Raw genomic sequence first — 23,080 nt, 5'->3', positions numbered from 1 at the left:
CCTAGGCTGCCTTCGCTTCTTTGACCGGGCGGCCCTGAATCATCTTGTGCCCGGCGAAGGAGCGCGTTTCCGGAGGCGGCAGCGCGCTACGCTTGGTAAGATCGGCCAGCAGCTCGTCCTTCAGCATCTTCAGCTTGGTGCCGAGGGCCGCGAGATCGAGGCCGGCCTCACGTGCCTGGGCGAAGATGCCTTCCTTCGGCTGCTCCTCTTCCTTGACGTGATGCTTGATCAGCTCGGACAGGACCTTGACCTTGGCGTCGTAGAATTCGTCCTTGGGCGAACCCTGCGAGAGCTCGGCGATCAGCACCTTGGCGCCGTCATGCTCGACATAGGCCTCGTCCAGCATGTCTTCCTCGACCTTGCTGTTGCAGGCCGGGTAGAAAATCTTCTCCTCGATAGCGGCATGCACGGTGAGTTCGGTGCAGATCTCGCGCACGAGCGCGACCTTCTTGGTATCGTCGCGTGTCTTCTCGTATTTTTCGAACAGCTCCTCGACCTTGCGGTGATCGGCTTTCAGCAGGGCGATGGCATCCTGTGTCGTGGGCATATCAGATCCTTTTTTGAGTCGTCCGGCGCGGAAGCGCTTCCGATCAAATGTGTGGGAAGAGCCCTACCAACGGCTCCTTTCCCCCGACGTTGCTGCGTGCGCTGGAACACGCACGCCGGGCATTGCGGGTGGAGGGCGCCCTCCCGCTGCGTGCAGCAGCGCACGGTTACTTGGCCGCACTCGGGTTGCGGACCTTTGCGGCTCTGAAACCGTTCACGAACAGCCGCTTTTCTCCGTATGAGGTTTTTTGGATGTCTGTTTGCGAATCACTGGCGCCTCCTTCCAAGGCGCTGTTCTTCCTCGAGAGCCGGGCCCTGCCGGAATTCACCGCTTTCTGCGTGATGCGCCCCTGGTTGTCGCTGGCACCACGCGGCGACGGACATCCCGTCCTCGTGCTCCCCGGGCTGCTTGCCGACGATGCCAGCACGCGCCCACTGCGCGCCTTCCTCAAGGACCATGGCTACCGCGCGCATGGCTGGAAGCAGGGCCGCAATTGCGGACTGCGCGCCAACGTCGAGTCCGAAATGATTGCGAGGGTCGACGAACTCTACGAGCGTCATGGACGGCGCAAGCTCAGCCTCGTCGGCTGGAGCCTGGGCGGTCTCTATGCGCGTCACATCGCCAAGATCAGGCCCGACAAGATCCGCTGCATGATCAGCCTCGGCAGTCCCTTCGCCGGATCCCCGCTCAGCACCAACGCCTGGCAGGTCTACGAATGGGCCTCGGGCACCAAGGTCGAGGACAATCTCGAACTGAGCAGCGGCGCACTCGCCGATGCGCCGCCGGTGCCCACCACCTCGCTGTTCAGTCGCACCGACGGGGTCTGTGCGTGGCAAAACTGCCTGAACGAGGAAACGCCCGAAGCAGAGAACATCGAAGTGATCGGCAGCCATTGCGGCCTCGGCCATCATCCCGCTGCCGTGTTCGCGGTGGCTGATCGTCTCGCCCAACCCGAGGGCCAGTGGCAGAAGTTCGATCGCTCGGGCTGGAGGAGCTTCGTCTATCCAGACTGGCGGCGCGCATGATCACATCCTCTTCAGAAGCCGCTTGCGCGTGCGGGCGGCCGCGATCGATGTCAATCTGATGACCCTCGAGCGCGTGTCATAACCGCGCTCGAGGAGCCCTTTGTTGCCAGCCGCAGAGGCGCGTACTACCGTTGTGCGGACACGACAAAGGCAAGGCGGCGGCATGATTCGGTGCGTGCGGATTTGGACGGGCGAAGACCAGAATTCCCACATCGAGGATGGCTGGATCGACCTCGCACCGGGCCCCCACGGCGACCTGCTCAGCAGCAAGATCGAGGTCGCCAGCGCGTCGCTGCAGGAGACCGAGCCCGGCGGCACCTATGCCTGGCACACCGCACCGGTCCGCCAGCTCGTCGTCACCCTGGCCGGTACCCTGGAATTCAGCACCCGCGGCGGCCAGCATTTCGTGCTGGCGCCCGGCGACATCCTGCTGGCCGAGGACACGACCGGCGGCGGCCACACCTGGCGGCTGGTCGACGACCAGCCCTGGCGGCGCCTCTACGTGGTGCTGGGCAAGGATGCGCCGGTGCCGTTCAAGCCCGCGACACAAGTTGATCGCCGTTAGGAGAGTTCGATGACAGACAATCACGCCGGCGACTTCGACGTCGTCCTGGTCGGCGCGGGCATCATGAGCATGACGCTGGCCACGTTCCTGAAGGAGCTGCAGCCTCATCTCAGGATCCATATCGTGGAGCGGCTCGAGGGCGAGGCGCAGGAAAGCTCCGGCCCCTGGAACAATGCCGGCACCGGCCATGCCGCCAATTGCGAGCTGAACTATACGCCGCAGATGCCCGATGGCAGCGTCAACATCTCCAAGGCGCTCGAGGTCAATGTCGAGTTCGACATGTCGCGCCAGTTCTGGTCGTACCTGATCAAGAAGGGCGCGATCGAGGCGGCGCATACGTTCATCCATCCCGTGCCGCACATGAGCTTCGTGATCGGCGCCGACCGCCAGGCCTTCCTGAAGAAGCGCCATGCCGCGATGAGCGCCCATCACTGCTACCGCGGCATGGAATATTCCGAGGACCACAAGCAGATCGCCGAGTGGGCGCCGCTGATCATGGAGGGCCGCGATCCCGCGCAGCCCGTCGCCGCGACGCGCATGGTGACGGGCGCCGACGTGAACTACGGCATGCTCACCACCAACCTGCTGACCTACCTGCGTCGTCAGGACGGCTTCTCGATCGAATTCTCGCAAGCCGTGACCGGCCTTCACCGCCGCCCGGACGGCGGCTGGACGCTCGACGTCAAGGACGAGAAGAGCCATGGCAAGAAGACGCTGGGTGCGAAGTACGTCTTCCTCGGCGCCGGCGGCGCGGCGCTGACCCTGCTGCAGAAATCCGGCATCCCCGAGGCCGACGGCTTCGCCGGCTTCCCGGTGAGCGGCATCTGGCTGCGCTCGGGAAAGCAGGAGATCGCCACGCGCCACATGGCCAAGGTCTATGGCATGGCGGCCAGCGGCTCGCCGCCGATGTCGGTGCCCCATCTCGACACGCGCTATGTCGACGGCAAGCGCTGGCTCCTGTTCGGACCCTATGCCGGCTTCTCGACCAAGTTCCTGAAGCATGGCTCGATGTTCGACCTGCCGCTGTCGCTGCGGCCGGACAATCTCCTGCAGCTGCTCGCCGTGGCGCGGGACAATCTCCCGCTGGAGGAATACCTGGTCGGCCAGGTGCTGCAGACCAAGGCCCATCGCTTCGATGCGCTGCGCGAATTCTATCCCAACCTCGACGAGAAGGACTGGGAGTTCGACGTCGCGGGCCAGCGCGTCCAGATCATCAAGCGGGACGTGGCACGCACCGGCAAGCTGGAGTTCGGCACCGAGATCGTTTCCTCGGCCGATTCCTCGATCGTGGCCCTGCTCGGCGCCTCGCCCGGGGCCTCGACCGCCGTGTGGATCATGGTCCACATGCTGGAGAACTGCTTCCACGAGCAGCTCACCGGCCACTGGGTGCCCAAGCTCAAGGAGATGATCCCCTCCTACGGCCAGGACCTGAAGACGGACGCCGCGCTGGTCGAGCGCGTGCGCAAGGACACCGCCGAAGTGTTGGGCCTGCAAACGGTCTGATGACCGACCCCCGGGCCCCTCTCACCACCCCCCTCACCGAGACCCTCGACGTCCTGCTGCGCTTCGGCGCGCTGATGCTGCGCGCCGGCGACACCGCCTTTCGCGTGCGCGCGGCGATGGGCCGGCTTGCGGGCAACATGGGGATCGAGAGCCTGTCGGTGCAGGTCACGCTCGACGCCCTGTCCGCCACGGTGCGACGCGGCGGCGAGGTCGCGACGCTGACCTGCGATGTCGGCGCACCCGGCATCAATGCCGATCGCATCGGACGGCTCGAGAACCTGACGGAAGCCAGCCAGCCCGGCCTCACGGTGCAGGCGCTCGCAAGCGATCTCGATGCGATCGAGAAGGCGCCCGGACTCCATGCCCTGCCGACGGTGGCGATCGCCATCGGCCTCGCCTCGGCGGCCTTCTCCTACCTGAACGGCGGCGACATGCTGGCGACCGGCGCTGCGGCGCTGGCCGGCACTATCGGCCAGGCCGCACGCGCGCTCTCGTTCCGGCGGCAGCTCAATCAATATGCCGTTACCGCGGTCTGCGCGGTCGCAGCCTCGGGCCTCTACTGCCTGATCGTGTTCGGCCTGGCCGGCCGCGACTTCTCGGCCGAGCTGGCCGTCGGGTTCATCTCCTCGGTCCTGTTCCTGGTGCCGGGCTTCCCCCTGGTCGCCGCGCTGCTCGACCTGCTGCAGCACCAGACCGTGGCCGGCGTCGCGCGGCTCTTCTATGCGACCATGATCCTGCTGGCCGCCGCCTTCGGCCTGTCGGCGGTCACGGCGATGGCCGGCCTGACCGACGTGTCGGCCCCGGACGTGAGCCTGGGCTACGAGCCCGTCACCCTGTTGTGGCGTGCGCTCGCGAGCTTCGCCGGCGGCTGCGGCTTTGCCCTGCTCTACAACAGCCCGCTGCGCACGGTCCTGACGGTCGGCCTGCTCTCGCTGGCCGGCAACGAACTCAGGCTCGCGCTGCATGATATCGGGCTGATCCTGCCGGCCGCGACCTTCGTCGGCGCGCTGGCCGTCGGCCTGCTGGCCTCGCTCGGCAGGCACTGGCTCCACCAGCCGCGCATCTGCTTCACCGTGCCCGCCATCATCATCATGACGCCCGGCATCTTCGCCTTCCGCACCATCGTGCTGCTGAACGAGGGGGACGTGCTGGCCGCCGTCGAGGCCGGCGCCGGCTGCTGCTTCATCGTCGGCGGCATGGCGCTCGGCCTCGCCACCGCCCGCTTCATGAGCGAGCGGCGCTGGATCGTCGAGCGATGAAGACGATCATTGGAGCGCGCAACTCCAGTTGCGCTCATGCCTTCCTTATCGAAGAAATCTGAGCGCAACTGGAGTTGCGCGCTCCAATGAGGCGGTGGCTTTCCCTACTCCGTCGCGACGTACGGATGCACCATCTTCGACGGGTCGACGACGCGGTCGAACTCGGCCTCGGTCACGTATTCGAGCTTCAGCGCGGCCTGCTTCAGGGTGAGATCGTGGTCGATCGCGTAGTGGGCGATCTTCGAGGCCTTGTCGTAGCCGATCACCGGTGCCAGCGCCGTCACCAGCATCAGCGAGCGGTCGACATATTCCTTGATCTTCTTGAGATTGGGCTTGGTGCCCTCGACCAGGAACTTGCGGAAGTTGGCGCAGCCGTCCGTCATCAGCGTGATCGAGTGCGTGATGTTGTAGATCATCAACGGCTTGTAGACGTTCATCTCGAGATAGCCGCTGGCGCCGCCGAAGCCGACCGCGACGTCGTTGGCCATCACCTGGACCGCGATCATGGTCAGCGCCTCGGCCTGGGTCGGGTTGACCTTGCCCGGCATGATCGAGGAGCCCGGCTCGTTCTCCGGGATGTCGAGCTCGGCGAAGCCAGCGCGCGGGCCGCAGGACATCAGGCGGATGTCGTTGGCGATCTTGTAGAGCGAGACCGCGAGCGTGCGGAACGAACCGGAGAGCTGGACCAGCGCATCGTGCGCGCCCTGCACCGTGAACTTGTTGGGCGCCGTGATGAACGGAAGCCCGGTGAGCTTGGCGATCTCCGCGGCCGCCGCCTCGGCGAAGCCCGGCGCCGCATTGATGCCGGTGCCGACCGCCGTGCCGCCCAGCGCCAGGCGATAGACGTCCTTCAGCGCATCCTCGATGCGGTCGATATTGTCGGCCAGCATGCCGGCATAGCCCGACCATTCCTGGCCGAGCGTGATCGGCGTCGCATCCTGCATGTGGGTGCGGCCGATCTTGACGATGTCCTTCCACTCCGTCGCCTTGGCGTCGATCGCGTCGTGCAGCGCCTTCAGCGACGGCAGCAGCCGCTCCTTGGTGTTGACCGCGGCCGCGATGTACATGACCGACGGGAACGAATCGTTCGACGATTGCGACATGTTCACGTGGTCGTTGGGATGCACCGGCTTCTTCGAACCGAGCGGCGTGCCCGCGAGCTGGCAGCAGCGGTTCGAGACCACCTCGTTCACGTTCATGTTGAACTGCGTACCGCTGCCGGTCATCCAGACGTGCAGGGGGAACATGTCGTGATGCTGGCCGGCGAGGATTTCGTCGCAGGTCTCGAGGATCAGCCTGTGCGCCTCGTCGTCGAGCCGCTTGCCGGCGTGGTTGGCATTGGCGCAGGCCTTCTTCAGGGTCGCGTAGGCGGTGATCATCTCGCGCGGCATCAGGTCCTTGCCGATGCTGAAATGCTCCAGCGACCGCTGCGTCTGCGCGCCCCAGAGCTTGTCGGCGGGAACACTCACCTCACCGAGGCTGTCGGTCTCCTTGCGAACATCCGTCAAGACGCACCTCTTTGCTGATCGAGGCGGCGACCTTAGCCCGAGAACATATGCGCCGTCAGTCGTCGGATGACCGGGCCCGCCGCAGGGTTTTGACAGCGCCGTGACGCTTCTTGTCGTCGACCCGCCGGCGCTTCGCCGCCCGGCTCACCTTGGTCTTCACCCGCGGCTTGGGCTTGTGCGTCGCCTCGCGGATCAGCTCGACCAGACGGGCCAGCGCCTCCTCGCGATTGCGCAGCTGGCTGCGATGGCCCTGCGCCACCAGCACCAGCACGCCCTCGCTCGTCAGCCGCCGTCCCGCGAGTCGTTCGAGCCGCTGCCGCACATCGTCGGGCAGCGAGGGCGAACGGCGAACGTCGAAGCGGAGCTGCACCGCCGTCGAGGTGGTGTTGACGTGCTGGCCGCCCGGGCCGGCGGCGCGCACGAAGCTTTCCTCGATCTCGTCCGGGTCGATCGCCAGCGAGCCGGTAATCCGGATCGGCGCCGCCCGGTCGGAGGTCATTCCTTGCCGCCGGCCCGGCGCAGCATCGACTCGATCGTCGTGCGACCGCCCTGCTTGGCATAGGCGAGCGCCGTGCGGCCGGTGAAATCGGGCGTGTTCGGATTGGCTTTCTTGTCGAGCAGCAGCTGGACGATCTCACCATGCCCCGAGCGCGCGGCGATCATCAGCGCGGTCAGCCCCTGGCGGGTCTGCGCGTTCGGCTTGGCGTTGCGCTTCAGCAGGATGTCGACGATGTCGACGTCGCCCTTCTCCGTTGCGCGCAGCAAGGCCGTGTAACCGTCGCGGTCGACCGTATCGACGATCGCCCCGCCCTTGAGGAGGGTCTCCACCATCGCGATGTTTCCGGACTGCACCGCCAGGATGATCAGCGGCGTTCCGTTGCTGCCCGTCTGGTTCGGATTCTCGTGCTTCAACAGGGCCTGCCGCACCTTCTCCTCGTCGCCGTCGATCACGGCCTTGACGATCGGCTTCTGGCCGAAGATGTCCGACCCTCCCGACTGGGCGAAAGCGGCGCCGGCCGACAGGACCAGCGACAACGACAGAAACGTGCGTCGGATCATTACTTACTCCCGCGGGTTTCCTGGTAACGGACCTCGATGCGGTCCCAGATCTGCGCCTCCAGCGAGACGCCGTCGAAACGGTTGATCTGCTGCAGGCCGGTCGGCGAGGTGACGTTGATCTCGGTGAGATAGTCGCCGATCACGTCGATGCCGACGAAGATCAGGCCGCGCCTGGCCAGCTCCGGCCCGATCGTCTCGCAGAGTTCGATGTCGCGCTTGGTCAAGGACGCCTTCACCGCCTTGCCGCCGACATGCATGTTGGAGCGCGCCTCGCCCTCCGCCGGCACGCGGTCGATGGCGCCGACCGCCTTGCCGTCGATCAGGATGATGCGCTTGTCGCCCTTGCGCACCTCGGGAAGGTAACGCTGGGCGATCACCGGCTCGCGGCTGCGCTGCGAGAACATCTCCAGCAGCGACGCGAAGTTCTCGTCGTCGGGGCGCACGCGGAAGACGCCGGCGCCGCCATTGCCGAACAATGGCTTCAGGATGATGTCCTTGTGTTCGTCACGGAACTCGCGCAGCGCGCGTGCATCGGCCGTGATCAGGGTCGGCGGCATCACATTGTCGAAATGCGTGACGAACAGCTTCTCCGGCGCGTTGCGCACGCTGGCCGGATCGTTGACCACCAGCGTCTTGGGATGGACGTGCTCCAGCAGGTGCGTCGTCGTGATGTAGGACATGTCGAACGGCGGATCCTGGCGCAGCAGCACGACGTCGAAGGCCGTGAGGTCGACCATCTCGGGCGTCCCCAGGGTGAAGTGGTTGCCCTTCTCGCGGCGCAGCTTCATCGGCTGTGCACGGGCCATCACCTTGCGGTCGCGGAAGATCAGGTCGGGCGGCGTGTAGTGCCAGACCGTGTAGCCGCGCTTCTCGGCTTCCAGCCCCAGCACGAAGGTCGAATCGCCGTCGATGTCGATCGTCGAGACATGGTCCATCTGGATGGCGACGTTGAGCTTCATGGCGGGATCCTGGCGGGCTCGGGGCTGAGGTGATGGATTTCAGTTAAGGCCGCGGCGCAGTTCCTGCAACAGGGCCTGTGCGCGCCGGCCCAGCTCGGCATCGCCGTCGATTTCGACGATGCGTTGATAGGCGGTGATGGCCGCGCGCCGCTTGTCGAGGCGTGCATTGAGCTGGCCGGCCTCGAACAGCAGTTCGATCCGGTCCGGCGCGATCGCCAGCATGCGGTCGAGGGAGCGTGCGGTAGCGGACCAGTCCTCGCGCTTGGCCAGGCGCAGCCGCACATTGTTCTCCAGCCGCAGCAGCACGTCGCGGTCGGAAACGGGATCGAAATGCGCCGGCACCAGCTCGGCGTCGGGACCCAGGACCTGCCGCAGGAGCTTGCGCAGCTCGGCCGCGTCGCGCACCGCCCCTTCGTGGAAGGGATCGACGACATGGCGCGCGCCCTCGATGCCGATCCGGATCAGGAAATGTCCGGGAAAGGCCAGGCCCTCGGCCTGCCAGCCCTGCGCGCGGGCGACGTGCAGATAGAGGATCGACAGCGCCACCGGCAGGCCCTTGCGGCGCTCGATGACGCGCACGAGGTCGGCATTCTGCAGGTCGTCGTAGGTCTCGCTGTCGCCGCGATAGGCGTATGACCGCGCAATCACCTCGGACAGGGCTTCCGGCGAAGCCCCGCGCCGGTGCACGAGATCCGCCAGATCGTCGGTCATCACCGTCACCTGCTGGCGAAAGGGCGCGAGGTCGATCGCCTCGCCGCGGCCCAGCACGCTCAGCAGGAACCCAGCCTCGAGCAGGTCGATCCGTTCGCCGTCGCCGGCACAAAGATCCTTCAGTCGGCCGAGATCGGCTGCACTATCGTCCGCCACGCATCACTCCGGCGCTTGCCAGACGTCGGGCAGGTGGCGTGGCCACACGCCACCGACCAGCACCGCATCGAAGCGCACCGAGCAGGCGGCATAGCGCGGATGATGGGCGATGAACAGGCTGGCGGCGCGCGACACGCGGCCGAACTGCCGGTCTCCCAGCGCATCGGCCGCCTTGATGAAATCGCCGCGCGCCTTGACCTCGACGAAGGCCAGCACGTTGCCGCGGCGCGCCACGATGTCGATCTCGCCCAGCCGTGTCTTGTAGCGTCGCATCAGGATCGTGTAGCCGCCGAGCCGCAACCGCCACACCGCCCGCCATTCGGCCGTGTGGCCCATGCGGTAGGCTTTCTGGCGGGCCTGGAGGGTCATGACGCGCCGCGCTTCAGTTCGAGGGCGCGGGCATAGACGTCGCGCCGCTTCAGCCCGTAGCGCGCCGCCACTTCGGCGGCGGCATCCTTCACCGACGCACCTGTCATCGCCTCGCGCAACGCCTCGTCGATCGTATCGGCGCTGCGTTCGGTGTCGGCCGAGGGCGCACCGATCACGATCACGATCTCGCCCTTCACGTCGGGATGTTTGGCGTAGTGCGCCGCGAGCTTCTCCAGCGAATCGCGGCGGACCTCCTCGAAGAGCTTGGTCAGTTCGCGCGCCACGGCCGCCGGACGATCGCCCAGCAGCTCCACGAGATCGGCCAGCGACTCCGGCAGCCGGTGCGGCGCCTCGAAGAAGACGAGGGTCGAGGGAATGGCCGCCACCTCGCCGATGGCGCGCCGCCGGTCCGTCGGCTTGGCCGGCAGGAAGCCCGCGAAGAAGAAACGGTCGGTCGGCAGTCCCGACAAAGCGAGCGCCATGGGAACGGCCGACGCGCCGGGCGCCGAGGTGACCGCATGGCCGGCCTCGACCGCCGCACGGACCAGCCGGTAGCCGGGATCGGAGATCAGCGGCATGCCGGCGTCCGAGACGAGGGCGACACTCTTGCCGGCGGCCAGCGCCCGCACGAGGCGCGGCTCGGATTTCTCCTGGGTGGCGTCGCTGTACGACACCGTCGGGGCGGCGATGCCATAGTGGGTCGCGAGTTTGGCGAACACGCGTGTGTCCTCGCAGGCAATCAGGTCGGCTGCCTGCAGCACGTCCAGTGCACGCAGCGTGATGTCGCGCATGTTGCCGATCGGTGTGGCAACAATATGCAGCCCCGGGGCGAGCGGCGGTTTACGCGGGGGCTGCCCCTCGGTAGCTTGGGGTCGTTCGTCCAAGTCCATCTGCTTCCGATCGCCGGAGTTTCGCGCCGATGCGTAGGTCATTCATTGCGCTTGCCACTGCCGCCCTCCTGTTGGGCGCCTGCGGCGAGCCGCCCAAGACTAGCACGCCGGCGCGGCAGTCGGTGACCGTGACTCCGCAGGCCGGCTCGCCGCTCACGGCGTCGGGCAAGGTGCGCATCGCCCTCCTGCTGCCGCTCAGCGGCCGGGCCGCCCCGATCGGGCAGGCCATGCAGCAGGCCGCCGAAATGGCGCTGTTCGACACCGGCGCCAAGGACATCGCCCTGTCGGCCTACGACAGCGGCGAGAGTGCCGACACCGCCGTCGAGGCCTATCGCAAGGCCCGCCTTGACGGTGCAGCCCTCGTGCTGGGACCGCTCTACGGCACGTCGGCCACGGCCCTGGGCCCCCTGGTGAGCCAGGGCGGCCTGAACGTGGTGGCCTTCTCCAACGACGAACAGGTCGCGCAGCGCGGCGTCTGGATCATGGGCATCGCCGCCCCGCCGCAGGTCCGACGCGTCGTCGACCATGCGATCGAGTCCGGCATCCGCCGGTTCGCGACCTTCGCGCCGCAGACGACCTATGGCGAGCAGATGGGCCGCACGCTCGAGACCTATGTCACGACCCGCGGCGGTACCGTCGTCGGCCGCGAATTCTTCGATCCCAACGGCTCGAACATTGCCGCCCAGGCGCGGGAACTTGCGACCTCGACCAAGGGCGATGGCGGCAAGGTCGCCGTCCTGGTGCCGGTGGCACCGCCCCTGCTCTCGACCGCGCTGGCCTCGCTGGCCACCAACGGCCTCGACGGCCGCGCGATCCAGCTGATCGGCACGGGCGTTTGGGATTTCCCGGGCGTCGGCTCCGAGACCATGCTGCGCGGCGCCTGGTACGCCGCGCCCGATCCGGCAAGACGCGCCGACTTCGAACGGCGCTTCACCACGACCTACGGCCGGCCGCCGCACCGGCTGGCGACGCTCGCCTATGACGGCGTGGGCCTCGCCGGCCATCTCGCGCGGCTGAAGCCGGGCGGCGACTTCTCCGCCGAGGCGATCACCAATCCCAATGGCTGGTCCGGCGTCGACGGTATCTTCCGCTTCCTGCCCGATGGCCGCTCCGAGCGGGCGCTTGCCGTGATCGAGATCCAGGGCGACCGCGGCGTGGTCGTCAGCCCCGCGCCCACGACCTTCGCCGGCCAGCCGACGAACTGACATGCCTGATCTTCTCCGAGCGGGCCTCCCTCGCGCGATCCTGTTCGACATGGATGACACGCTGATCCGTGCCTACGCACAGCCCGAGGAAGCATGGACCCGCCTGCTCCATGTCTTTTCAGCCCATCTCGACGCCCATGACGAGGCCGCCATCGCGCGGGTGCGTACGGCCGTGATGGAAGAGGCGCGCGCCTTCTGGAACGACAAAGCCGAGGCCGCGAAGTGGCGGCTCGACATTCCCGGTGCCCGTCGCCTGTCGGTGCGCCGCGGGCTCGCGAAGCTCGGCCGGCCCGACGATGCGCTGGCCGACCGCATCGCCGACTCCTTCACCGAGCTCAGGCGCAAGGAATACCGGCTCTATCCCGATGCCCATGCCACGGTCGATGCGCTGCGCGATGCCGGCGTCCGCCTGGCCCTCGTGACCAACGGCGCGTCCGAGACGCAGCGCGCCAAGATCGAGCGGTTCGAACTCGCCCATCGCTTCCATCACATCCAGATCGAGGGCGAGTTCGGCCAGGGCAAGCCCGAGCTCGCGGTCTACCGCCACGCGCTGGAGCGGCTGGGCGTCGGTCCGGAAGACGCCTGGATGGTCGGCGACAATTACGAATGGGAAGTCGTGGCGCCGCAGGCGCTGGGCATGTGCGGCATCTGGTACGATCCGTTCGACGCGGGTGTGCCGGCCCACGCCACCGCGAAGCCGACCCGCATCATCAAGCGGCTCGCCGAACTGGTCGAATAGCCGACGCGCGAGCGGACGTCAGTCCGCGCCGTTTACGGTCGCCCGCGGCGGCACGCCGATGGCGGCGCGCTCGTAGACTGCCCTCACCTCGGCGCTGCGACGGCCGATCTCGTAGCGCAGCGTCGTGTAGACGTTCACCGGAAACGGCATGTTGGCGTTGAAGTCGATGATCAGCACGACGCGCGTCTCGTCGGTCTGGTTCTTAACCCAGTGCTCGCGCGTGTCGTCGAACACCAGCGGCACGCCTTCTTCCCAGAAGAAATGATGACCGCCGATCTCGATCCAGCACTTCTCCGGCTCGCTGGGCACGATCAGCGGATAGTGGAAGCGGATGACGCCGGCGGCGGATCCCCGGTGCGGCTCGATCTCGGCGCGGCCCGCGAGGATGCTGAACAGCGCGGTGTGCACCCCCGGCAGCCGGTTGATGGCCGCCATCGTGTCCGGAACGGCCGTCGTGTTCGCCGTGATCTCGTGGCCGTAGATCTTCAGCAGGAAGGTGCGCCAAGCGCGGCCGGGCACATAGAGGTCGCGCGGATGGACCTCGTGCAGGGCCGGGATTTCCTCGTGGTGGCTGAGCAGATAGGCGAGGTCGGCCTTGATCTTGTCGTGGCTCTTCCTGAGCTCGGCGAGGACCGGGAACACCTTCAGCGCATCGTCGCCGGCCAGCGGCAGCTTGGGCATGTTGCGCAGGATCCAGTCCGAGAGCTTGAGGTTCAGATTCTCAAGCGGCTCCTGGGGGACCCAGATGTTCTTGGTGAGATAGAAACGACCCTTTTGTCCAACGCCCTGGGGCTGATCCATCGTCGTCATGTCGGGAACAATCCTGCCTGAACCCTTTTTTGCACGAAGCGCGCGGCTTTATAGCACCTTGGCGAAGCGCGCGGCCCCGTCATTTTTGAGACAAACGTCATCTCGATGCAAGGCGACGAAAAGGCCGGGCGATCCCGCCTTCGGCGCCGCACCACAAATGGACTATGGTGTGCCCATGATGATCGGAACCCATCGATGAGTGAACAGATGACAGCCACCGGCGCCTCGCCGGAGGCCATTCGCGCCCACTACGACGTCGGCAACGACTTCTACCGGCTGTGGCTCGACGAGACGATGACCTACTCGTCGGCGATGTGGCGCGACGAGGACGACACGACGTCCCTGGCCGATGCGCAGCGGCGCAAGATCGACTGGCACCTGCGCAATGCCGGCGCCGACCGCTCGGCAAGCCTGCTGGATATCGGCTGCGGCTGGGGCGGCATGCTGCGCGCCGCCGTCGCGAACCGCGCCCCCGGCGCGCCGCCGCTGTCGCGCGGGGTCGGCCTGACCTTGAGCGATGCGCAGGCCGAACTCGCCCGCGCGGCGCTGCGCGAGGCCGGTTCACCGCCCGTCGAAATCCGGGTCGAAAGCTGGGCCGATCACCAGCCGGCCGAGCCCTATGGCGCCATCATCTCGGTCGGCGCCTTCGAGCATTTCACCAAGCCGCGCGACGATTCAGGCACCAAGACCGCGATCTATCGTCACTTCTTCGCGCGCTGCCACGACATGCTGGCGCCCGGCGCGCGCATGACCCTGCAGACCATCGCCTACGGCGATCCCGACGACAAAGTGCCGATGGGTCCGCTGGTCGAGGACATCTTCCCCGATTCCGAGCTGCCGCGCCTGCCGGAGATCCTGGCCGCCGCCAACGGCCTGTTCGAGGTCGAACGCTTCCGCAACGACCGCAACGACTATGGCAGGACCTGCGAGATCTGGGCCGCCAACCTCAAGGCAAAGCGGGCCGAGGCGCTCGACATGGTCGGCAAGGACCAGACAAGGCGCTACGAACGCTATCTCAAGTTCGCGGCCTGGGGTTTCTTTTCGCACCGCCTGCATCTGCTGCGTTTCCGCCTGAGGCGCCGCTAGGAGCCGACATGACCACCCTCGACGCCTTCGCTGCCAGCATCGCGACCGACCAGCCGCCCGCCGGGTCGAGCCCGGCGCTGCAGGCCCTGTGGTGGGCCCGGCGCGGCGACTGGGCCCGCGCCCACGAATGCGTCCAGGCCCATGAAGGCGAGGCCGACTGCGACAGCGTCCATGCCCATCTCCACCGGCAGGAGGGCGACCTGCCCAATGCGGGCTACTGGTATCGGCGAGCGGGCCGGCCGGTGTCGCAGCAGTCCCTCGACGCCGAGTGGACGGCGCTGGCGACCGAGCTGCTTGGCCGCTAGCCGGCCGGAGTCGCCAAAAAGTCACGTACTCTTGAGGCAACAGCCCGCCCCGGCATGGCGTTAGCCCCTTCAGGAGGCAGTGCCATGCTCGGTGTCATCGTCGTTCTGATCATCTTCGCCGGATCGCACTGGCTCGGACACCGCAACACGCGCGGCGTCTGACGCCGTCTTACCGACTATTTGTCTTCCGGCTTCAGCATCAGCCGCTCGACCCGGCCGCCCTTGACCAGGTGCGTGTCCAGCACCTCGTCGACGTCTTCCTTGGTCGGCACTTTGTACCAGATTCCCTCGGGGTAGATGACGATGGTCGGCCCCAGCTCGCAGCGGTCGAGGCAGCCGGCATTATTGATTCGCACGTTCTTGAGACCGAGCGCCTTGGCGCGGCTCTTCATGTGATCGCGTAGTGCTTCGCCGCCGCGCTCGGCGCAGCAGCCGCGGGGATGGCCGGCCGGACGCCGGTTGGTGCAGCAGAAAACGTGGGCTTCGTAGTAGGGCTTCGGATCGGCTGGCTTGTCACGCTGGCTCATGGATCTTCGCCTATTCCTTCTTGGTCGAACCGCCGGTGGCGATGTTGGCAAGCTGGGACCAGAAGACCTGTTGCATCTGCTGCATCTGGTCCATGCCCTGCATGGAGGCCGGCAGCCAGGTCTTGAAGATGGTCTCGGGGTTCATGGCGCCGAGGCTGGAGCGCAGGCGCTCCTCGATTTCGCCCATGATCCGATCCTGCATGGGCTTGATGTCCGGCAGGCCCATGAAAGCGCGGGCTTCTTCGGGCGTGCAGTTCACTTCGACGTTCACCTTCATGGGTCACTCCGTTTTGGCAAGCTTAGCATGCTATGACCCCCGCATGACGACCCCCTGGCTGGCCAAGAATCCGCGCGCCACGCGCCCCCTCGAATTCGGTCGCGAGCAGCAGTTCGTGATCAATCCCAACGGGATTCCCGAGCTGTGCGAGGAGCTGAAGGCCTGCCCGGCGCACAAGCCGACGCCCCTCTACGAACTGCCGGCCCTGGCCGCGCGGCTGGGTGTCGGCGAAATCCGGGTCAAGGACGAGAGCCAGCGCTTCGGCTTCGGCGCCTTCAAGGCGCTGGGCGGCGTGATCGCCGTGGCCAATGTGCTGAGCAGCGCCGTGGGCGAGGCCTACCACTCGACGCCTTCCTTCGAGAGCGTGATGAAGGGCGAGCACAAGGAAATCACCGGCGGTTTCGTTTTCACCGCCGCCAGCTCGGGCAATCACGGCCGCTCGGTCGCCGCTGGCGCAAAACTGTTCGGCAATCGCTGCGTGATCTTCCTGCCGAAGTTCACCAGCGCCGAGAAGGAAGCCGCGATCCGCGCCCGCGGCGCCCAAGTGATCCGGGTCGACGGCGACTACGACACCGCCGTCGCCGAGTGCCGGCGCCAGGCCGAAACCAACGGCTGGACGATCATCTCCGACACCTCTTGGGAGGGCTACGACCAGGTGCCGCGCAGCGTCATGCGCGGCTATTGCGTGCTGGTGCACGAGGCCGCCGTCCAGCAATGGGGCGCGGCGCCCACCCATGTCTTCGTGCAGGCGGGCGTCGGTGGACTGGCCGCCGCGGTGATCGGCTATCTCTGGGCGGTGTGCGAGGAGCGCCCGATCTCGATCGTGGTCGAGCCCGAAAGCGCGGACTGCTGGTTCCAGAGCAACCTCGCCGGCAAGCCGACGCTCGCGAGCGGCGATGCCGACACGGTGATGGGCGGCCTTGCCTGCCGCGAGATCTCGCCCGTGACCTGGCCGGTCATCGGCGAAGCGGCCGACTGGTTCATGACCATCGAGGAGGGCGGCGTCCTGCCGGCCCGCCGCCTCTACGCCGATCCGCTCGGCCACGATCCCGCAATCATCTCCGGCCCCTCGGGCTGTGCCGGCCTGGCGGGCCTGATGCGCGTCTGCACCGACGCCGCCGCCTTCAAGGCGCTGGGCCTCGGCCCGACCTCGCGCGTCCTGCTGATCAACAGCGAAGGCAATCTCGGCGAGCCGCTGCCGTCCTGAGACAGGTCACTCGGGCTGGATGCCGGCGGCCTTGATCCGCTTGCCCCAGACGTCGAGCTGGGCGGTGACGAAGGCAGTGAAGTCCGCCGGTGTCGACGGGGCAGGCTGCATGCCGATCGCGACGATGCGGGCCTGCACCTCGGGCTTGGCAAAGATTGCGGTCATGGCGGCGGACAGGCGGTCGACGACCTCCTTCGGGAGGTCGGCCGGACCGGACAGGCCGATCCACAGCACCGTGTCGAAGCCGCTGTAGCCCGCCTCCGCCAGGGTCGGCACCTCGGCCAGCGCGTCCATGCGCTTCGTCGTCGAGATCGCCAGGCCCTTGACCTTGCCAGCGCGGATCTGCGGCAGCGCGGTCGAGAGATCGGCGACCATGAACAACACCTCGTCGCTCATCACGGCCTGCAGCGCCGCCGCCGGTGTCTTGTAGGGCACCGCCAGCGCCTCGAACTTGCCCAGGGTGACGAGCGTGGAGGCGCCGACCAAGGCGGTCGGCGTTCCATAGCCGAAGGTGAGCTTGCCGGGATTGGCGCGGCCATGGTCGACCAGCTCGCCCAACGTCTTCGCCGGCACGCCCGGCGAAGCGATGACGACCTGCGGCAGCTCGACCCAGCGCGAGATGTGGGTGAAGTCCTTGATCGGATCGTAGGGCACGTTCTTGAACAGCCACGGATTGGCCGAGTGCGTGGCGCTGGCATCAACCAGCAGGGTGTAGCCGTCGGCCGGCGCCTTGGTGACGATCGTCGTGCCGATGAAGCCCGAGGCGCCGGGACGGTTGTCGATCAGCACGGTCTGGTTCAGCACCAGCCGCATCTCGTCGGCCATGATGCGCGCGATATTGTCGGAGGCGCTGCCGGCGCCGAAGGGGACCACGAGCTTGACGAGCTGGTTGGGATAGCTCTGCGCCGCGGCCGGCAGGGCCGCGACGGGCAATGCAGCTGCCATGCCGGCAGTGAAGGCGCGGCGCCCCAGGATCGTCTTCATTCTACTTCCTCCGTTTTCCATTGTTGGTGGCCGCGGCATCGTCGAGCGGCCGGGTCGCGGCAATGAGCTTCGCCCCCGCCTTGGCCATCGACTTGCCGAGCCGCTGATGGGGTGCTGCGACCAGCACCGCATAGACATCGCCGTCGATTCGCACCGGCACGCCGACGGCCGCGGTCTCCGGATGGTATTCGCGCAGAGAATGGAACCAGCCGCGCTCGGCCGAGGCCGCGATGCGCGCACTAAGAGCCTTGCGGTCGACGACGGTGTGATCGGTCAGCTTCTGCATCGGAAGACGGCGGATCAACGTCTCGCGCTCGGCGACCTCCATGCCGCCCAGCAGGGCATGTCCCGACGCGCTGCAATGCAACGGCTTGGTCTGGCCGACCTCGGCGGTGTAGCGCGTGATCTGCCGCGACTCGACGATGTCGAGATAGAGTGCCTGAACGCCGACGCGCTTTGCGAAGAGCAATGTCTCGCCGGTCTCGTCGCGCAGCGCCTCCAGGACCGGCCGGACGCGCTTCAGCACCTGGTCGCGGTTGCTGATCTGCGTGGCGTCGGCGAGCCAGCGCGTCGTCGGGTAATAGTGGCCGCCGCGCAGCTGGTAGAGATAGCCGCTGCCTTCCAGCGTCTGCAGCAAGGCGAGACAGCTCGACTTGGGCAGCTTCAGGATGCGCGCGATCTCGCCCAGCGGAGCGGGCGTCGGATCGGCAGCGAACATCTGCAGGATGTCGAGCACGCGCTGTGCGCTCTTGACGGCCAATGAACTTCCCGAAGTTTACATATATGAACGATCATGCGTATACCTGAACGAGCGTTCAGCAACAAGGGAAGGTGGCGAATGGCGGCTCGCGACATGTCGCAATGGGAAACGCAGATCTCGGAGATCCGCAGCAACGAGCGCGAGGAGGAGATCGAAGTCCGGGGCCGCTCGCTGTCCGAACTGGTCGGCCGCGCCAGCTTCGCCGAGATGACCTACCTGCTGCTGATGGGTCGCCTGCCCGAGCCCGGTCAGGGCAAGGTGCTCGATGCGCTGCTCGTCGCCTCGATGGAGCATGGCCTGTCGCCACCCTCGATGATCGCGCGCTGCTTCGCGTCCTACGGAACGTCCCTGCAGGCTGCCATTGGTGGCGGCGTCATCAGCTTCGGCGACAAGATGGGCGGTGCCGGCGAGTGGCTGGCCCAGCACATGTTCGAGCGCGTCACCGAGGCCGCCAAGTCGAAAACCATCGACGACGCGCTGCTGGAAAAAATCGCCGACGACATGATCGCGGAGACGAAGGCGCGCGGCGCCCGCCTCCCCGGCTTCGGCATTCCGCTCCATGCCCGCGATCCGCGTTCGCCGATGCTGCTCGATATCGCGCGAAAGGAAGGCGTCTTCAGCACCTACTGCAAACTCGCGACGATGCTCGAAGGCAGGATCCGCACGAACAAGGGTGCGTCGGTGCCGCTCAACCTTGACGGGGTCGCTGCGGCCCTGATCCTCGACATGGGCATTCCGTGGCGGGCGGCCCGCCTGTTCATCATCATGCCGCGCACCGTCAGCATGACCGCGCACTACCTGGAAGAGACCGACCAGGACACGCAGTGGCGCCACCTGCGCGAGGAGCAGATTCACTACTCGCGCGGCTGACCGCGGCGTCCTTGTCTCGCTGCACGAAGCGACGCATCCTGCGGGGAGCAAGGTAATCCCCCCGCAGGAGTTCGTTCGTGCAGCTTCAACTCAAGACCTGGCAGTTCGTCGAGGACTATCTCAAGACCAAGACCGGCATCATCATCCCGATCGGCTCGACCGAGCAGCACGGCCCGACCGGCCTGATCGGCACCGATGCGCTGACCGCCGAGATGGTGGGCCGCGGCGTCGGCGAGAAGGTGGGGGCGCTGGTGGCGCCGACCATCTCCGTCGGCATGGCCCAGCATCACCTCGACTTCGCGGGCTCGATCACGCTCAAGCCCACGACCCTGATCGCCGTCGTGCGCGACAACGTGCTGTCGCTGGCCAAGCACGGCTTCACGCGCTTCTTCTTCGTGAACGGCCACGGCGGCAACATCGCCACGGTGACCGCGGCCTTCTCCGAAATCTATGCCGAGCGCTCGATGGAGCGCATGAGCAACCAGCCCTCGATCAAGTGCGCCCTTCGCAACTGGTGGGACAGCCCGGGCATCAAGCGGCTCAGTTCCGAACTCTATCCGACCGGTGAAGGCAGCCACGCCACGGCGTCGGAAGTGGCACTGACCTGGTACAAATATCCCGAGACGATGGACCGCCGCGTGCTCGAGCCGCGCATCGCGCCGAACGGCTCCTTCGCCGACTCCGAGGACTATCGCCGCGCCTTCCCGGATGGCCGCATCGGCTCCGACCCGAGCCAGGCGACACCCGAGCACGGCAAGCGCTTCTACGACCAGGCGGTCGAGGACGTGGCGCGCGACTACGAGGCTTGGGTAGCAAGATAGGGGTGGCTCGCTAACGCGGCACCCGCTCGCGATGCAGGATGTAGAGGCCTGATCCCACGATCACGGCGATGCCGAAGAGCGCCAGGGTGTTGGGGACCTCGCCCCACACCCCATAGCCGATGGCGAGCGCCCACAGGATCGAGGAATAGCGGAACGATCCCATGACCGAGATCTCGCCGCCCGAGCGCAGTGCGATCACGAGGAACTGGTAGCCGATCGCCAGCAGCAGCGACGAGGCGACGATGTAGCCCAATCCCCGCGCATCGATCGGCTGCCAGCCCTCGACGAGGGCCCAGGCGCAACCGACGACGGCGACGGTGATCGCCGTGGTGAAGGACACGACGAGCGTCGGCACGGCCGGCGGCAGATGGCGGGCAATGACATCGCGAAAGGCGCCGAGGAAGGTTCCGGTGAGCGCCACCCAGGTCCAGCCGTTGATGTCGCCTGGTCGTGGCTGGATGACCAGGAGCACGCCCACGAAACCCACGCCGACCGCCGTCCAGCGCCGCCAGCGCACATTCTCCTTCAGGATCAGGACCGCGAGCACAGTCAGGATGAGCGGCGTCGAGAGGTTGACGGCGGTGGCGATGGCGAAGGGAATCTGGAACAGCGCGACCAGGTAGATGATGGCCGCCGCTGCTTCCAGCCCGCCGCGCAGCAGCACCTTGGGATGGACCGCGTAGGAGATCTTGCGCCAGGCGCCCGTCGCCAGCAGCGCCAGCCCGCACCAGAGGGTCGCGAAGAGGCCGCGCACGCCGATCGCCTGGACCGACGGCACGGTCTCGGCCGCCAGCTTGATCAGCGCATCGTTGAAGATGAAGACGACGACCGACGCCAGCATCGCCACGATGCCGCGGGTATTGTCGACCATGATGGAGCTGTTTCTTACCTGGCCATCTTTTCGATGAGCTTCCACTGCTCGGCGGAGACCGGCACGACCGAGAGGCGCGACTGGCGCACCAGCCCGAAATCCTTGAGTTTCGGATCGGCCTTGATCGCCGCCAGGGTCACCGGCGTGTTCACGGGGCCCAGCGCCTTCACATCGACGGTGACGGCCTTGCCGTCCTTGTCGGTGGGATCGGGGTAGGCCGCCTTCACGACCTCGGCGATGCCGACGATCTCCTTGCCCTCGTTGGAATGGTAGAAGAAGCAGTGGTCGCCGGGCTTCATCGCCTTGAGATTGATCGCGGCCTGGGCATTGCGCACGCCGGTCCAGGACGTCTTCTTGTCCTTGACGAACTGCTCCCACGAATATGCCGACGGCTCGGACTTGATGAGCCAATAAGCCATTTCACTCCCCCACCCTTTTATTCGCCTTCGCGCCGCAACGGTCGCGCCAGCAACGCACGGATCGCCTCGTCGAGGCCCGCGCCGTGATGCAGGATAGCATCGACGGCGGTGCAAATCGGCATTTCGATGCCAAGCTTCGCGGCGCGCTCGAGAACGGCCGGCGCCGTCGCCGCGCCCTCGACCACCTGCCGCCGTCCCCGCATGTAGGCCTCGAGCGACGTACCCTTGCCGAGCGCGGCGCCGAGCGAACGGTTGCGCGACAACGGCCCGTGGCAGGTGAGCACAAGATCGCCGAGCCCGCTCAGGCCCGTCAGCGTTTCGAGATTGGCGCCCATGGCGAGGCCGAGCCGCGCCATCTCGGCGAAGCCGCGGGTGATGAGCGCGGCGGCGGCGTTGTGGCCGAGTCCGCGTCCCTCGACGATGCCGGCCGCGATGGCCAGCACGTTCTTCACCGCGCCGCCCAGCGAGACACCCACCACATCGTCGGTCCAGTAGGGCCGGAACATGCCGGCGGCGAGCGCGGCGGCGAGATCGCGGCCAAGCGCTGCATCGCCGGTGGCGATGCTGACCGCGGTGGGCAGGCCCTGCACCGCCTCCTCCGCGAAGCTCGGGCCCGACAGCATGGCGACGGCCCGGCCCGGCAGCACTTCGGCCAGCACCTCGGGCATCAGCAGGCCGGTCGTCGCCTCGATGCCCTTGGCGCAGATCACGATGGGGGCGGTTCCCGGCAGGTCGCGTGCCAGGGTGCGCACGGCCTGGGCGGGACAAACGAGCAGGATCACGTCGCAGGTGGCGAGCTCGGCGAGGTCCGTCGCGGCCTCGATGCCGGCATCGAGCGATTGCCCCGGCAGATAGATCTCGTTGCGACGATCCCGCGCAATGGCGGCCGACACGCTGCGGTCGCGCGACCACAGGGTGACCCTGCGGCCCGCGCGCCGGCCGAGACAAGCGAGCGCCGTCCCGAAGGCGCCGCCGCCGACGACGCCGATATGCGCGATCGCCGTCACAGGCTGAGATTGAAGGCGATGGAGATGCGCTGCGCCGTGCCGCGATAGGGCCGCACCTGGTGCAGCACCCAGGCCGGAAACATCACCAGCCGTCCCGCCTTCGGCACGATCGTCTGGTTGGTGCCGACCGACAGGCCACCGGGCAGGGCGAAGGCGAGATGAGGCGCATACATCGCCGGCGCCGGTCCGCGTGGATCCATGAACTCGAGCTCGCCGCCCAGCGACGGATCGGCCGAGATGCCGCCGTCGTCGACATAGTAGACGCCCGACCAGTAGCTGCCGGGATGGGAATGGAATTCGTTGCCGTGGCCGCTGCGGTTGATGTTGGCCCACATATTGGCCTGCCACGCGATCGAGACCGGATTGCCGGCGCGGTCGGTCGTGCTGCGGTTGGCGATGTTGCGGGCGATCGCCAGCAGCTTGATCGCCGGGACCCCCGCCCATTTGTCGACATCCCAGGTCGACTGCCAGCCGCCCAGGGTGCTGTGCGACTTGCTGGGCTGTTCGGTCTCGCGCTTCAGCAGCGCCGGCATCAGCCCGGCATTGAGCTGCGCCCCGTCGGGAAGATCCACGACGAGGATCGGTGTCGGGAAGGCCGCGACGGTCTCGAAGGCGAGCGGGGCGTTGCTCATGGCGACACT

At 67.1% G+C, this 23,080-nt stretch carries 28 protein-coding genes; 11 read left to right on the top strand and 17 right to left on the bottom strand.

The genetic code is table 11. The features are described from left to right. Position 1: 1 nt before the first annotated feature. Positions 2-547, bottom strand: a complete 546-nt coding sequence (locus tag AC1ROX_RS04010) for a hemerythrin domain-containing protein (protein ID WP_493122647.1) — start codon at positions 545-547, stop codon at positions 2-4. A 251-nt stretch (positions 548-798) separates the two neighbouring features. On the opposite strand from AC1ROX_RS04010, the gene AC1ROX_RS04005 reads away from it, so the two are divergent. The 4 genes from AC1ROX_RS04005 (at position 799) to AC1ROX_RS03990 (ending at position 4,899) form a co-directional block, all read left to right on the top strand. Then, on the top strand, positions 799-1,572 hold the full coding sequence (locus tag AC1ROX_RS04005; RefSeq protein WP_493122645.1) for an esterase/lipase family protein: 774 nt from the start codon (positions 799-801) through the stop codon (positions 1,570-1,572). A gap of 175 nt (positions 1,573-1,747) precedes the next feature. Further along, complete coding sequence (locus AC1ROX_RS04000) at positions 1,748-2,137, top strand: cupin domain-containing protein (protein ID WP_493122643.1); 390 nt, start codon at positions 1,748-1,750, stop codon at positions 2,135-2,137. Between the two features lie 9 nt (positions 2,138-2,146). Beyond that, positions 2,147-3,640, top strand: coding sequence for a malate dehydrogenase (quinone) (gene mqo, locus AC1ROX_RS03995; RefSeq protein ID WP_493122641.1), 1,494 nt, complete (start codon positions 2,147-2,149; stop codon positions 3,638-3,640). After that, entirely contained in the window at positions 3,640-4,899 is a 1,260-nt protein-coding gene (locus AC1ROX_RS03990) for a threonine/serine exporter family protein (protein ID WP_493122639.1), read from the top strand. The genes mqo and AC1ROX_RS03990 overlap by 1 nt, the downstream gene beginning before the upstream one ends. Before the next feature lie 104 nt (positions 4,900-5,003). Here the strand turns inward: AC1ROX_RS03990 and fumC are convergent, their stop codons facing one another. Genes fumC through rsmI form a run of 7 tightly spaced genes read right to left on the bottom strand, consistent with a single transcriptional unit; the run spans position 5,004 to position 10,551 of the window. Further along, complete coding sequence (fumC, locus tag AC1ROX_RS03985; RefSeq protein ID WP_493122637.1) at positions 5,004-6,407, bottom strand: class II fumarate hydratase; 1,404 nt, start codon at positions 6,405-6,407, stop codon at positions 5,004-5,006. Positions 6,408-6,462: 55 nt separating this feature from the next. Further along, on the bottom strand, positions 6,463-6,906 hold the full coding sequence (arfB, locus tag AC1ROX_RS03980; RefSeq protein ID WP_493122635.1) for an alternative ribosome rescue aminoacyl-tRNA hydrolase ArfB: 444 nt from the start codon (positions 6,904-6,906) through the stop codon (positions 6,463-6,465). Further along, positions 6,903-7,466: an ankyrin repeat domain-containing protein gene (locus AC1ROX_RS03975; protein WP_493122633.1), complete on the bottom strand. Its 564-nt coding sequence runs from the start codon at positions 7,464-7,466 to the stop codon at positions 6,903-6,905. Before AC1ROX_RS03975 ends, arfB begins: the two co-directional genes overlap by 4 nt. Beyond that, complete coding sequence (gene gshB / locus AC1ROX_RS03970) at positions 7,466-8,425, bottom strand: glutathione synthase (RefSeq protein ID WP_493122631.1); 960 nt, start codon at positions 8,423-8,425, stop codon at positions 7,466-7,468. Before gshB ends, AC1ROX_RS03975 begins: the two co-directional genes overlap by 1 nt. A 39-nt stretch (positions 8,426-8,464) precedes the next feature. Continuing rightward, a complete protein-coding gene (locus AC1ROX_RS03965) occupies positions 8,465-9,292 on the bottom strand; it encodes a SirB1 family protein (RefSeq protein ID WP_493122629.1) in 828 nt (275 codons plus the stop codon). Between the two features lie 3 nt (positions 9,293-9,295). Then, entirely contained in the window at positions 9,296-9,661 is a 366-nt protein-coding gene (locus AC1ROX_RS03960) for a YraN family protein (RefSeq protein ID WP_493122627.1), read from the bottom strand. Further along, a complete protein-coding gene (rsmI, locus tag AC1ROX_RS03955; protein WP_493122625.1) occupies positions 9,658-10,551 on the bottom strand; it encodes a 16S rRNA (cytidine(1402)-2'-O)-methyltransferase in 894 nt (297 codons plus the stop codon). Before rsmI ends, AC1ROX_RS03960 begins: the two co-directional genes overlap by 4 nt. A 29-nt stretch (positions 10,552-10,580) precedes the next feature. On the opposite strand from rsmI, the gene AC1ROX_RS03950 reads away from it, so the two are divergent. Further along, positions 10,581-11,756, top strand: a complete 1,176-nt coding sequence (locus AC1ROX_RS03950) for a penicillin-binding protein activator (RefSeq protein WP_493122623.1) — start codon at positions 10,581-10,583, stop codon at positions 11,754-11,756. Between the two features lies 1 nt (position 11,757). Next, positions 11,758-12,495 (top strand): HAD family hydrolase, encoded by a 738-nt coding sequence (locus tag AC1ROX_RS03945; protein ID WP_493122621.1) that lies wholly within the window; start codon positions 11,758-11,760, stop codon positions 12,493-12,495. An 18-nt stretch (positions 12,496-12,513) separates the two neighbouring features. On the opposite strand, the gene AC1ROX_RS03940 is transcribed toward AC1ROX_RS03945, so the two are convergent. Continuing rightward, positions 12,514-13,305 (bottom strand): aspartyl/asparaginyl beta-hydroxylase domain-containing protein, encoded by a 792-nt coding sequence (locus AC1ROX_RS03940; protein WP_493122619.1) that lies wholly within the window; start codon positions 13,303-13,305, stop codon positions 12,514-12,516. A 207-nt stretch (positions 13,306-13,512) separates the two neighbouring features. Here AC1ROX_RS03940 and AC1ROX_RS03935 point away from each other — a divergent pair, with 207 nt between their 5' ends. Both AC1ROX_RS03935 and AC1ROX_RS03930 read left to right on the top strand, forming a co-directional pair. Beyond that, on the top strand, positions 13,513-14,391 hold the full coding sequence (locus AC1ROX_RS03935; RefSeq protein ID WP_493122617.1) for a class I SAM-dependent methyltransferase: 879 nt from the start codon (positions 13,513-13,515) through the stop codon (positions 14,389-14,391). An 8-nt stretch (positions 14,392-14,399) separates the two neighbouring features. Further along, positions 14,400-14,696 carry a hypothetical protein gene (locus AC1ROX_RS03930; protein WP_493122615.1) on the top strand — a complete coding sequence of 99 codons (297 nt, stop codon included), beginning with the start codon at positions 14,400-14,402 and terminating at the stop codon, positions 14,694-14,696. 176 nt (positions 14,697-14,872) lie between these two features. Here AC1ROX_RS03930 and AC1ROX_RS03925 read toward each other — a convergent pair whose 3' ends face one another. Both AC1ROX_RS03925 and AC1ROX_RS03920 read right to left on the bottom strand, forming a co-directional pair. Next, positions 14,873-15,223: a (2Fe-2S) ferredoxin domain-containing protein gene (locus AC1ROX_RS03925; protein WP_493122613.1), complete on the bottom strand. Its 351-nt coding sequence runs from the start codon at positions 15,221-15,223 to the stop codon at positions 14,873-14,875. A gap of 10 nt (positions 15,224-15,233) precedes the next feature. Continuing rightward, positions 15,234-15,500, bottom strand: coding sequence for a DUF6489 family protein (locus AC1ROX_RS03920; protein WP_493122611.1), 267 nt, complete (start codon positions 15,498-15,500; stop codon positions 15,234-15,236). Between the two features lie 43 nt (positions 15,501-15,543). On the opposite strand from AC1ROX_RS03920, the gene AC1ROX_RS03915 reads away from it, so the two are divergent. After that, positions 15,544-16,707 (top strand): diaminopropionate ammonia-lyase, encoded by a 1,164-nt coding sequence (locus tag AC1ROX_RS03915; RefSeq protein ID WP_493122609.1) that lies wholly within the window; start codon positions 15,544-15,546, stop codon positions 16,705-16,707. A gap of 6 nt (positions 16,708-16,713) precedes the next feature. Here the strand turns inward: AC1ROX_RS03915 and AC1ROX_RS03910 are convergent, their stop codons facing one another. Together AC1ROX_RS03910 and AC1ROX_RS03905 are read right to left on the bottom strand one after the other, a co-directional pair. Next, entirely contained in the window at positions 16,714-17,691 is a 978-nt protein-coding gene (locus AC1ROX_RS03910) for a Bug family tripartite tricarboxylate transporter substrate binding protein (protein ID WP_493122607.1), read from the bottom strand. Position 17,692: 1 nt separating this feature from the next. After that, positions 17,693-18,451 (bottom strand): IclR family transcriptional regulator, encoded by a 759-nt coding sequence (locus AC1ROX_RS03905; protein WP_493122605.1) that lies wholly within the window; start codon positions 18,449-18,451, stop codon positions 17,693-17,695. A 78-nt stretch (positions 18,452-18,529) separates the two neighbouring features. Between AC1ROX_RS03905 and AC1ROX_RS03900 the strand changes: the two genes are divergently transcribed. Further along, positions 18,530-19,321: a citrate/2-methylcitrate synthase gene (locus AC1ROX_RS03900; protein WP_493122603.1), complete on the top strand. Its 792-nt coding sequence runs from the start codon at positions 18,530-18,532 to the stop codon at positions 19,319-19,321. A 77-nt stretch (positions 19,322-19,398) separates the two neighbouring features. After that, entirely contained in the window at positions 19,399-20,142 is a 744-nt protein-coding gene (locus AC1ROX_RS03895; protein WP_425069143.1) for a creatininase family protein, read from the top strand. A 10-nt stretch (positions 20,143-20,152) separates the two neighbouring features. Here the strand turns inward: AC1ROX_RS03895 and AC1ROX_RS03890 are convergent, their stop codons facing one another. Genes AC1ROX_RS03890 through AC1ROX_RS03875 form a run of 4 tightly spaced genes read right to left on the bottom strand, consistent with a single transcriptional unit; the run spans position 20,153 to position 23,071 of the window. Further along, entirely contained in the window at positions 20,153-21,013 is an 861-nt protein-coding gene (locus AC1ROX_RS03890; RefSeq protein ID WP_493122601.1) for a DMT family transporter, read from the bottom strand. Positions 21,014-21,027: 14 nt separating this feature from the next. After that, positions 21,028-21,432, bottom strand: a complete 405-nt coding sequence (locus AC1ROX_RS03885; RefSeq protein WP_493122598.1) for an EVE domain-containing protein — start codon at positions 21,430-21,432, stop codon at positions 21,028-21,030. Between the two features lie 17 nt (positions 21,433-21,449). Further along, positions 21,450-22,439 carry an NAD(P)H-dependent glycerol-3-phosphate dehydrogenase gene (locus tag AC1ROX_RS03880; protein WP_493122596.1) on the bottom strand — a complete coding sequence of 330 codons (990 nt, stop codon included), beginning with the start codon at positions 22,437-22,439 and terminating at the stop codon, positions 21,450-21,452. Beyond that, entirely contained in the window at positions 22,436-23,071 is a 636-nt protein-coding gene (locus AC1ROX_RS03875) for a TIGR02466 family protein (RefSeq protein ID WP_493122594.1), read from the bottom strand. The genes AC1ROX_RS03880 and AC1ROX_RS03875 overlap by 4 nt, the downstream gene beginning before the upstream one ends. Between the last annotated feature and the right edge of the window lie 9 nt (positions 23,072-23,080).

It is taken from the genome of Reyranella sp. GW821-FHT14A01 (genome assembly GCF_058803965.1).
The sequence above is the reverse complement of the archived record's forward strand: the minus strand, read 5'-3'. Positions and strand labels throughout refer to the sequence as shown.

Excerpts from the sequence above, each read along its gene's own strand:
- AC1ROX_RS03940 (WP_493122619.1), bottom strand. The coding sequence starts at position 13,305 with ATGACGACGATGGATCAGCCCCAGGGCGTTGGACAAAAGGGTCGTTTC.
- AC1ROX_RS03960 (WP_493122627.1), bottom strand. The coding sequence starts at position 9,661 with ATGACCCTCCAGGCCCGCCAGAAAGCCTACCGCATGGGCCACACGGCC.
- AC1ROX_RS03890 (WP_493122601.1), bottom strand. The coding sequence starts at position 21,013 with ATGGTCGACAATACCCGCGGCATCGTGGCGATGCTGGCGTCGGTCGTC.
- arfB (WP_493122635.1), bottom strand. The coding sequence starts at position 6,906 with ATGACCTCCGACCGGGCGGCGCCGATCCGGATTACCGGCTCGCTGGCG.
- AC1ROX_RS03945 (WP_493122621.1), top strand. The coding sequence starts at position 11,758 with ATGCCTGATCTTCTCCGAGCGGGCCTCCCTCGCGCGATCCTGTTCGAC.
- AC1ROX_RS03990 (WP_493122639.1), top strand. The coding sequence starts at position 3,640 with ATGACCGACCCCCGGGCCCCTCTCACCACCCCCCTCACCGAGACCCTC.
- AC1ROX_RS03975 (WP_493122633.1), bottom strand. The coding sequence starts at position 7,466 with ATGATCCGACGCACGTTTCTGTCGTTGTCGCTGGTCCTGTCGGCCGGC.
- AC1ROX_RS03920 (WP_493122611.1), bottom strand. The coding sequence starts at position 15,500 with ATGAAGGTGAACGTCGAAGTGAACTGCACGCCCGAAGAAGCCCGCGCT.
- mqo (WP_493122641.1), top strand. The coding sequence starts at position 2,147 with ATGACAGACAATCACGCCGGCGACTTCGACGTCGTCCTGGTCGGCGCG.
- rsmI (WP_493122625.1), bottom strand. The coding sequence starts at position 10,551 with ATGGACTTGGACGAACGACCCCAAGCTACCGAGGGGCAGCCCCCGCGT.
- AC1ROX_RS03950 (WP_493122623.1), top strand. The coding sequence starts at position 10,581 with ATGCGTAGGTCATTCATTGCGCTTGCCACTGCCGCCCTCCTGTTGGGC.
- AC1ROX_RS03935 (WP_493122617.1), top strand. The coding sequence starts at position 13,513 with ATGACAGCCACCGGCGCCTCGCCGGAGGCCATTCGCGCCCACTACGAC.
- AC1ROX_RS03885 (WP_493122598.1), bottom strand. The coding sequence starts at position 21,432 with ATGGCTTATTGGCTCATCAAGTCCGAGCCGTCGGCATATTCGTGGGAG.
- AC1ROX_RS03915 (WP_493122609.1), top strand. The coding sequence starts at position 15,544 with ATGACGACCCCCTGGCTGGCCAAGAATCCGCGCGCCACGCGCCCCCTC.
- gshB (WP_493122631.1), bottom strand. The coding sequence starts at position 8,425 with ATGAAGCTCAACGTCGCCATCCAGATGGACCATGTCTCGACGATCGAC.
- AC1ROX_RS03900 (WP_493122603.1), top strand. The coding sequence starts at position 18,530 with ATGGCGGCTCGCGACATGTCGCAATGGGAAACGCAGATCTCGGAGATC.
- AC1ROX_RS03875 (WP_493122594.1), bottom strand. The coding sequence starts at position 23,071 with ATGAGCAACGCCCCGCTCGCCTTCGAGACCGTCGCGGCCTTCCCGACA.
- AC1ROX_RS03925 (WP_493122613.1), bottom strand. The coding sequence starts at position 15,223 with ATGAGCCAGCGTGACAAGCCAGCCGATCCGAAGCCCTACTACGAAGCC.
- AC1ROX_RS03930 (WP_493122615.1), top strand. The coding sequence starts at position 14,400 with ATGACCACCCTCGACGCCTTCGCTGCCAGCATCGCGACCGACCAGCCG.
- AC1ROX_RS04010 (WP_493122647.1), bottom strand. The coding sequence starts at position 547 with ATGCCCACGACACAGGATGCCATCGCCCTGCTGAAAGCCGATCACCGC.
- AC1ROX_RS04005 (WP_493122645.1), top strand. The coding sequence starts at position 799 with ATGTCTGTTTGCGAATCACTGGCGCCTCCTTCCAAGGCGCTGTTCTTC.
- AC1ROX_RS03910 (WP_493122607.1), bottom strand. The coding sequence starts at position 17,691 with ATGAAGACGATCCTGGGGCGCCGCGCCTTCACTGCCGGCATGGCAGCT.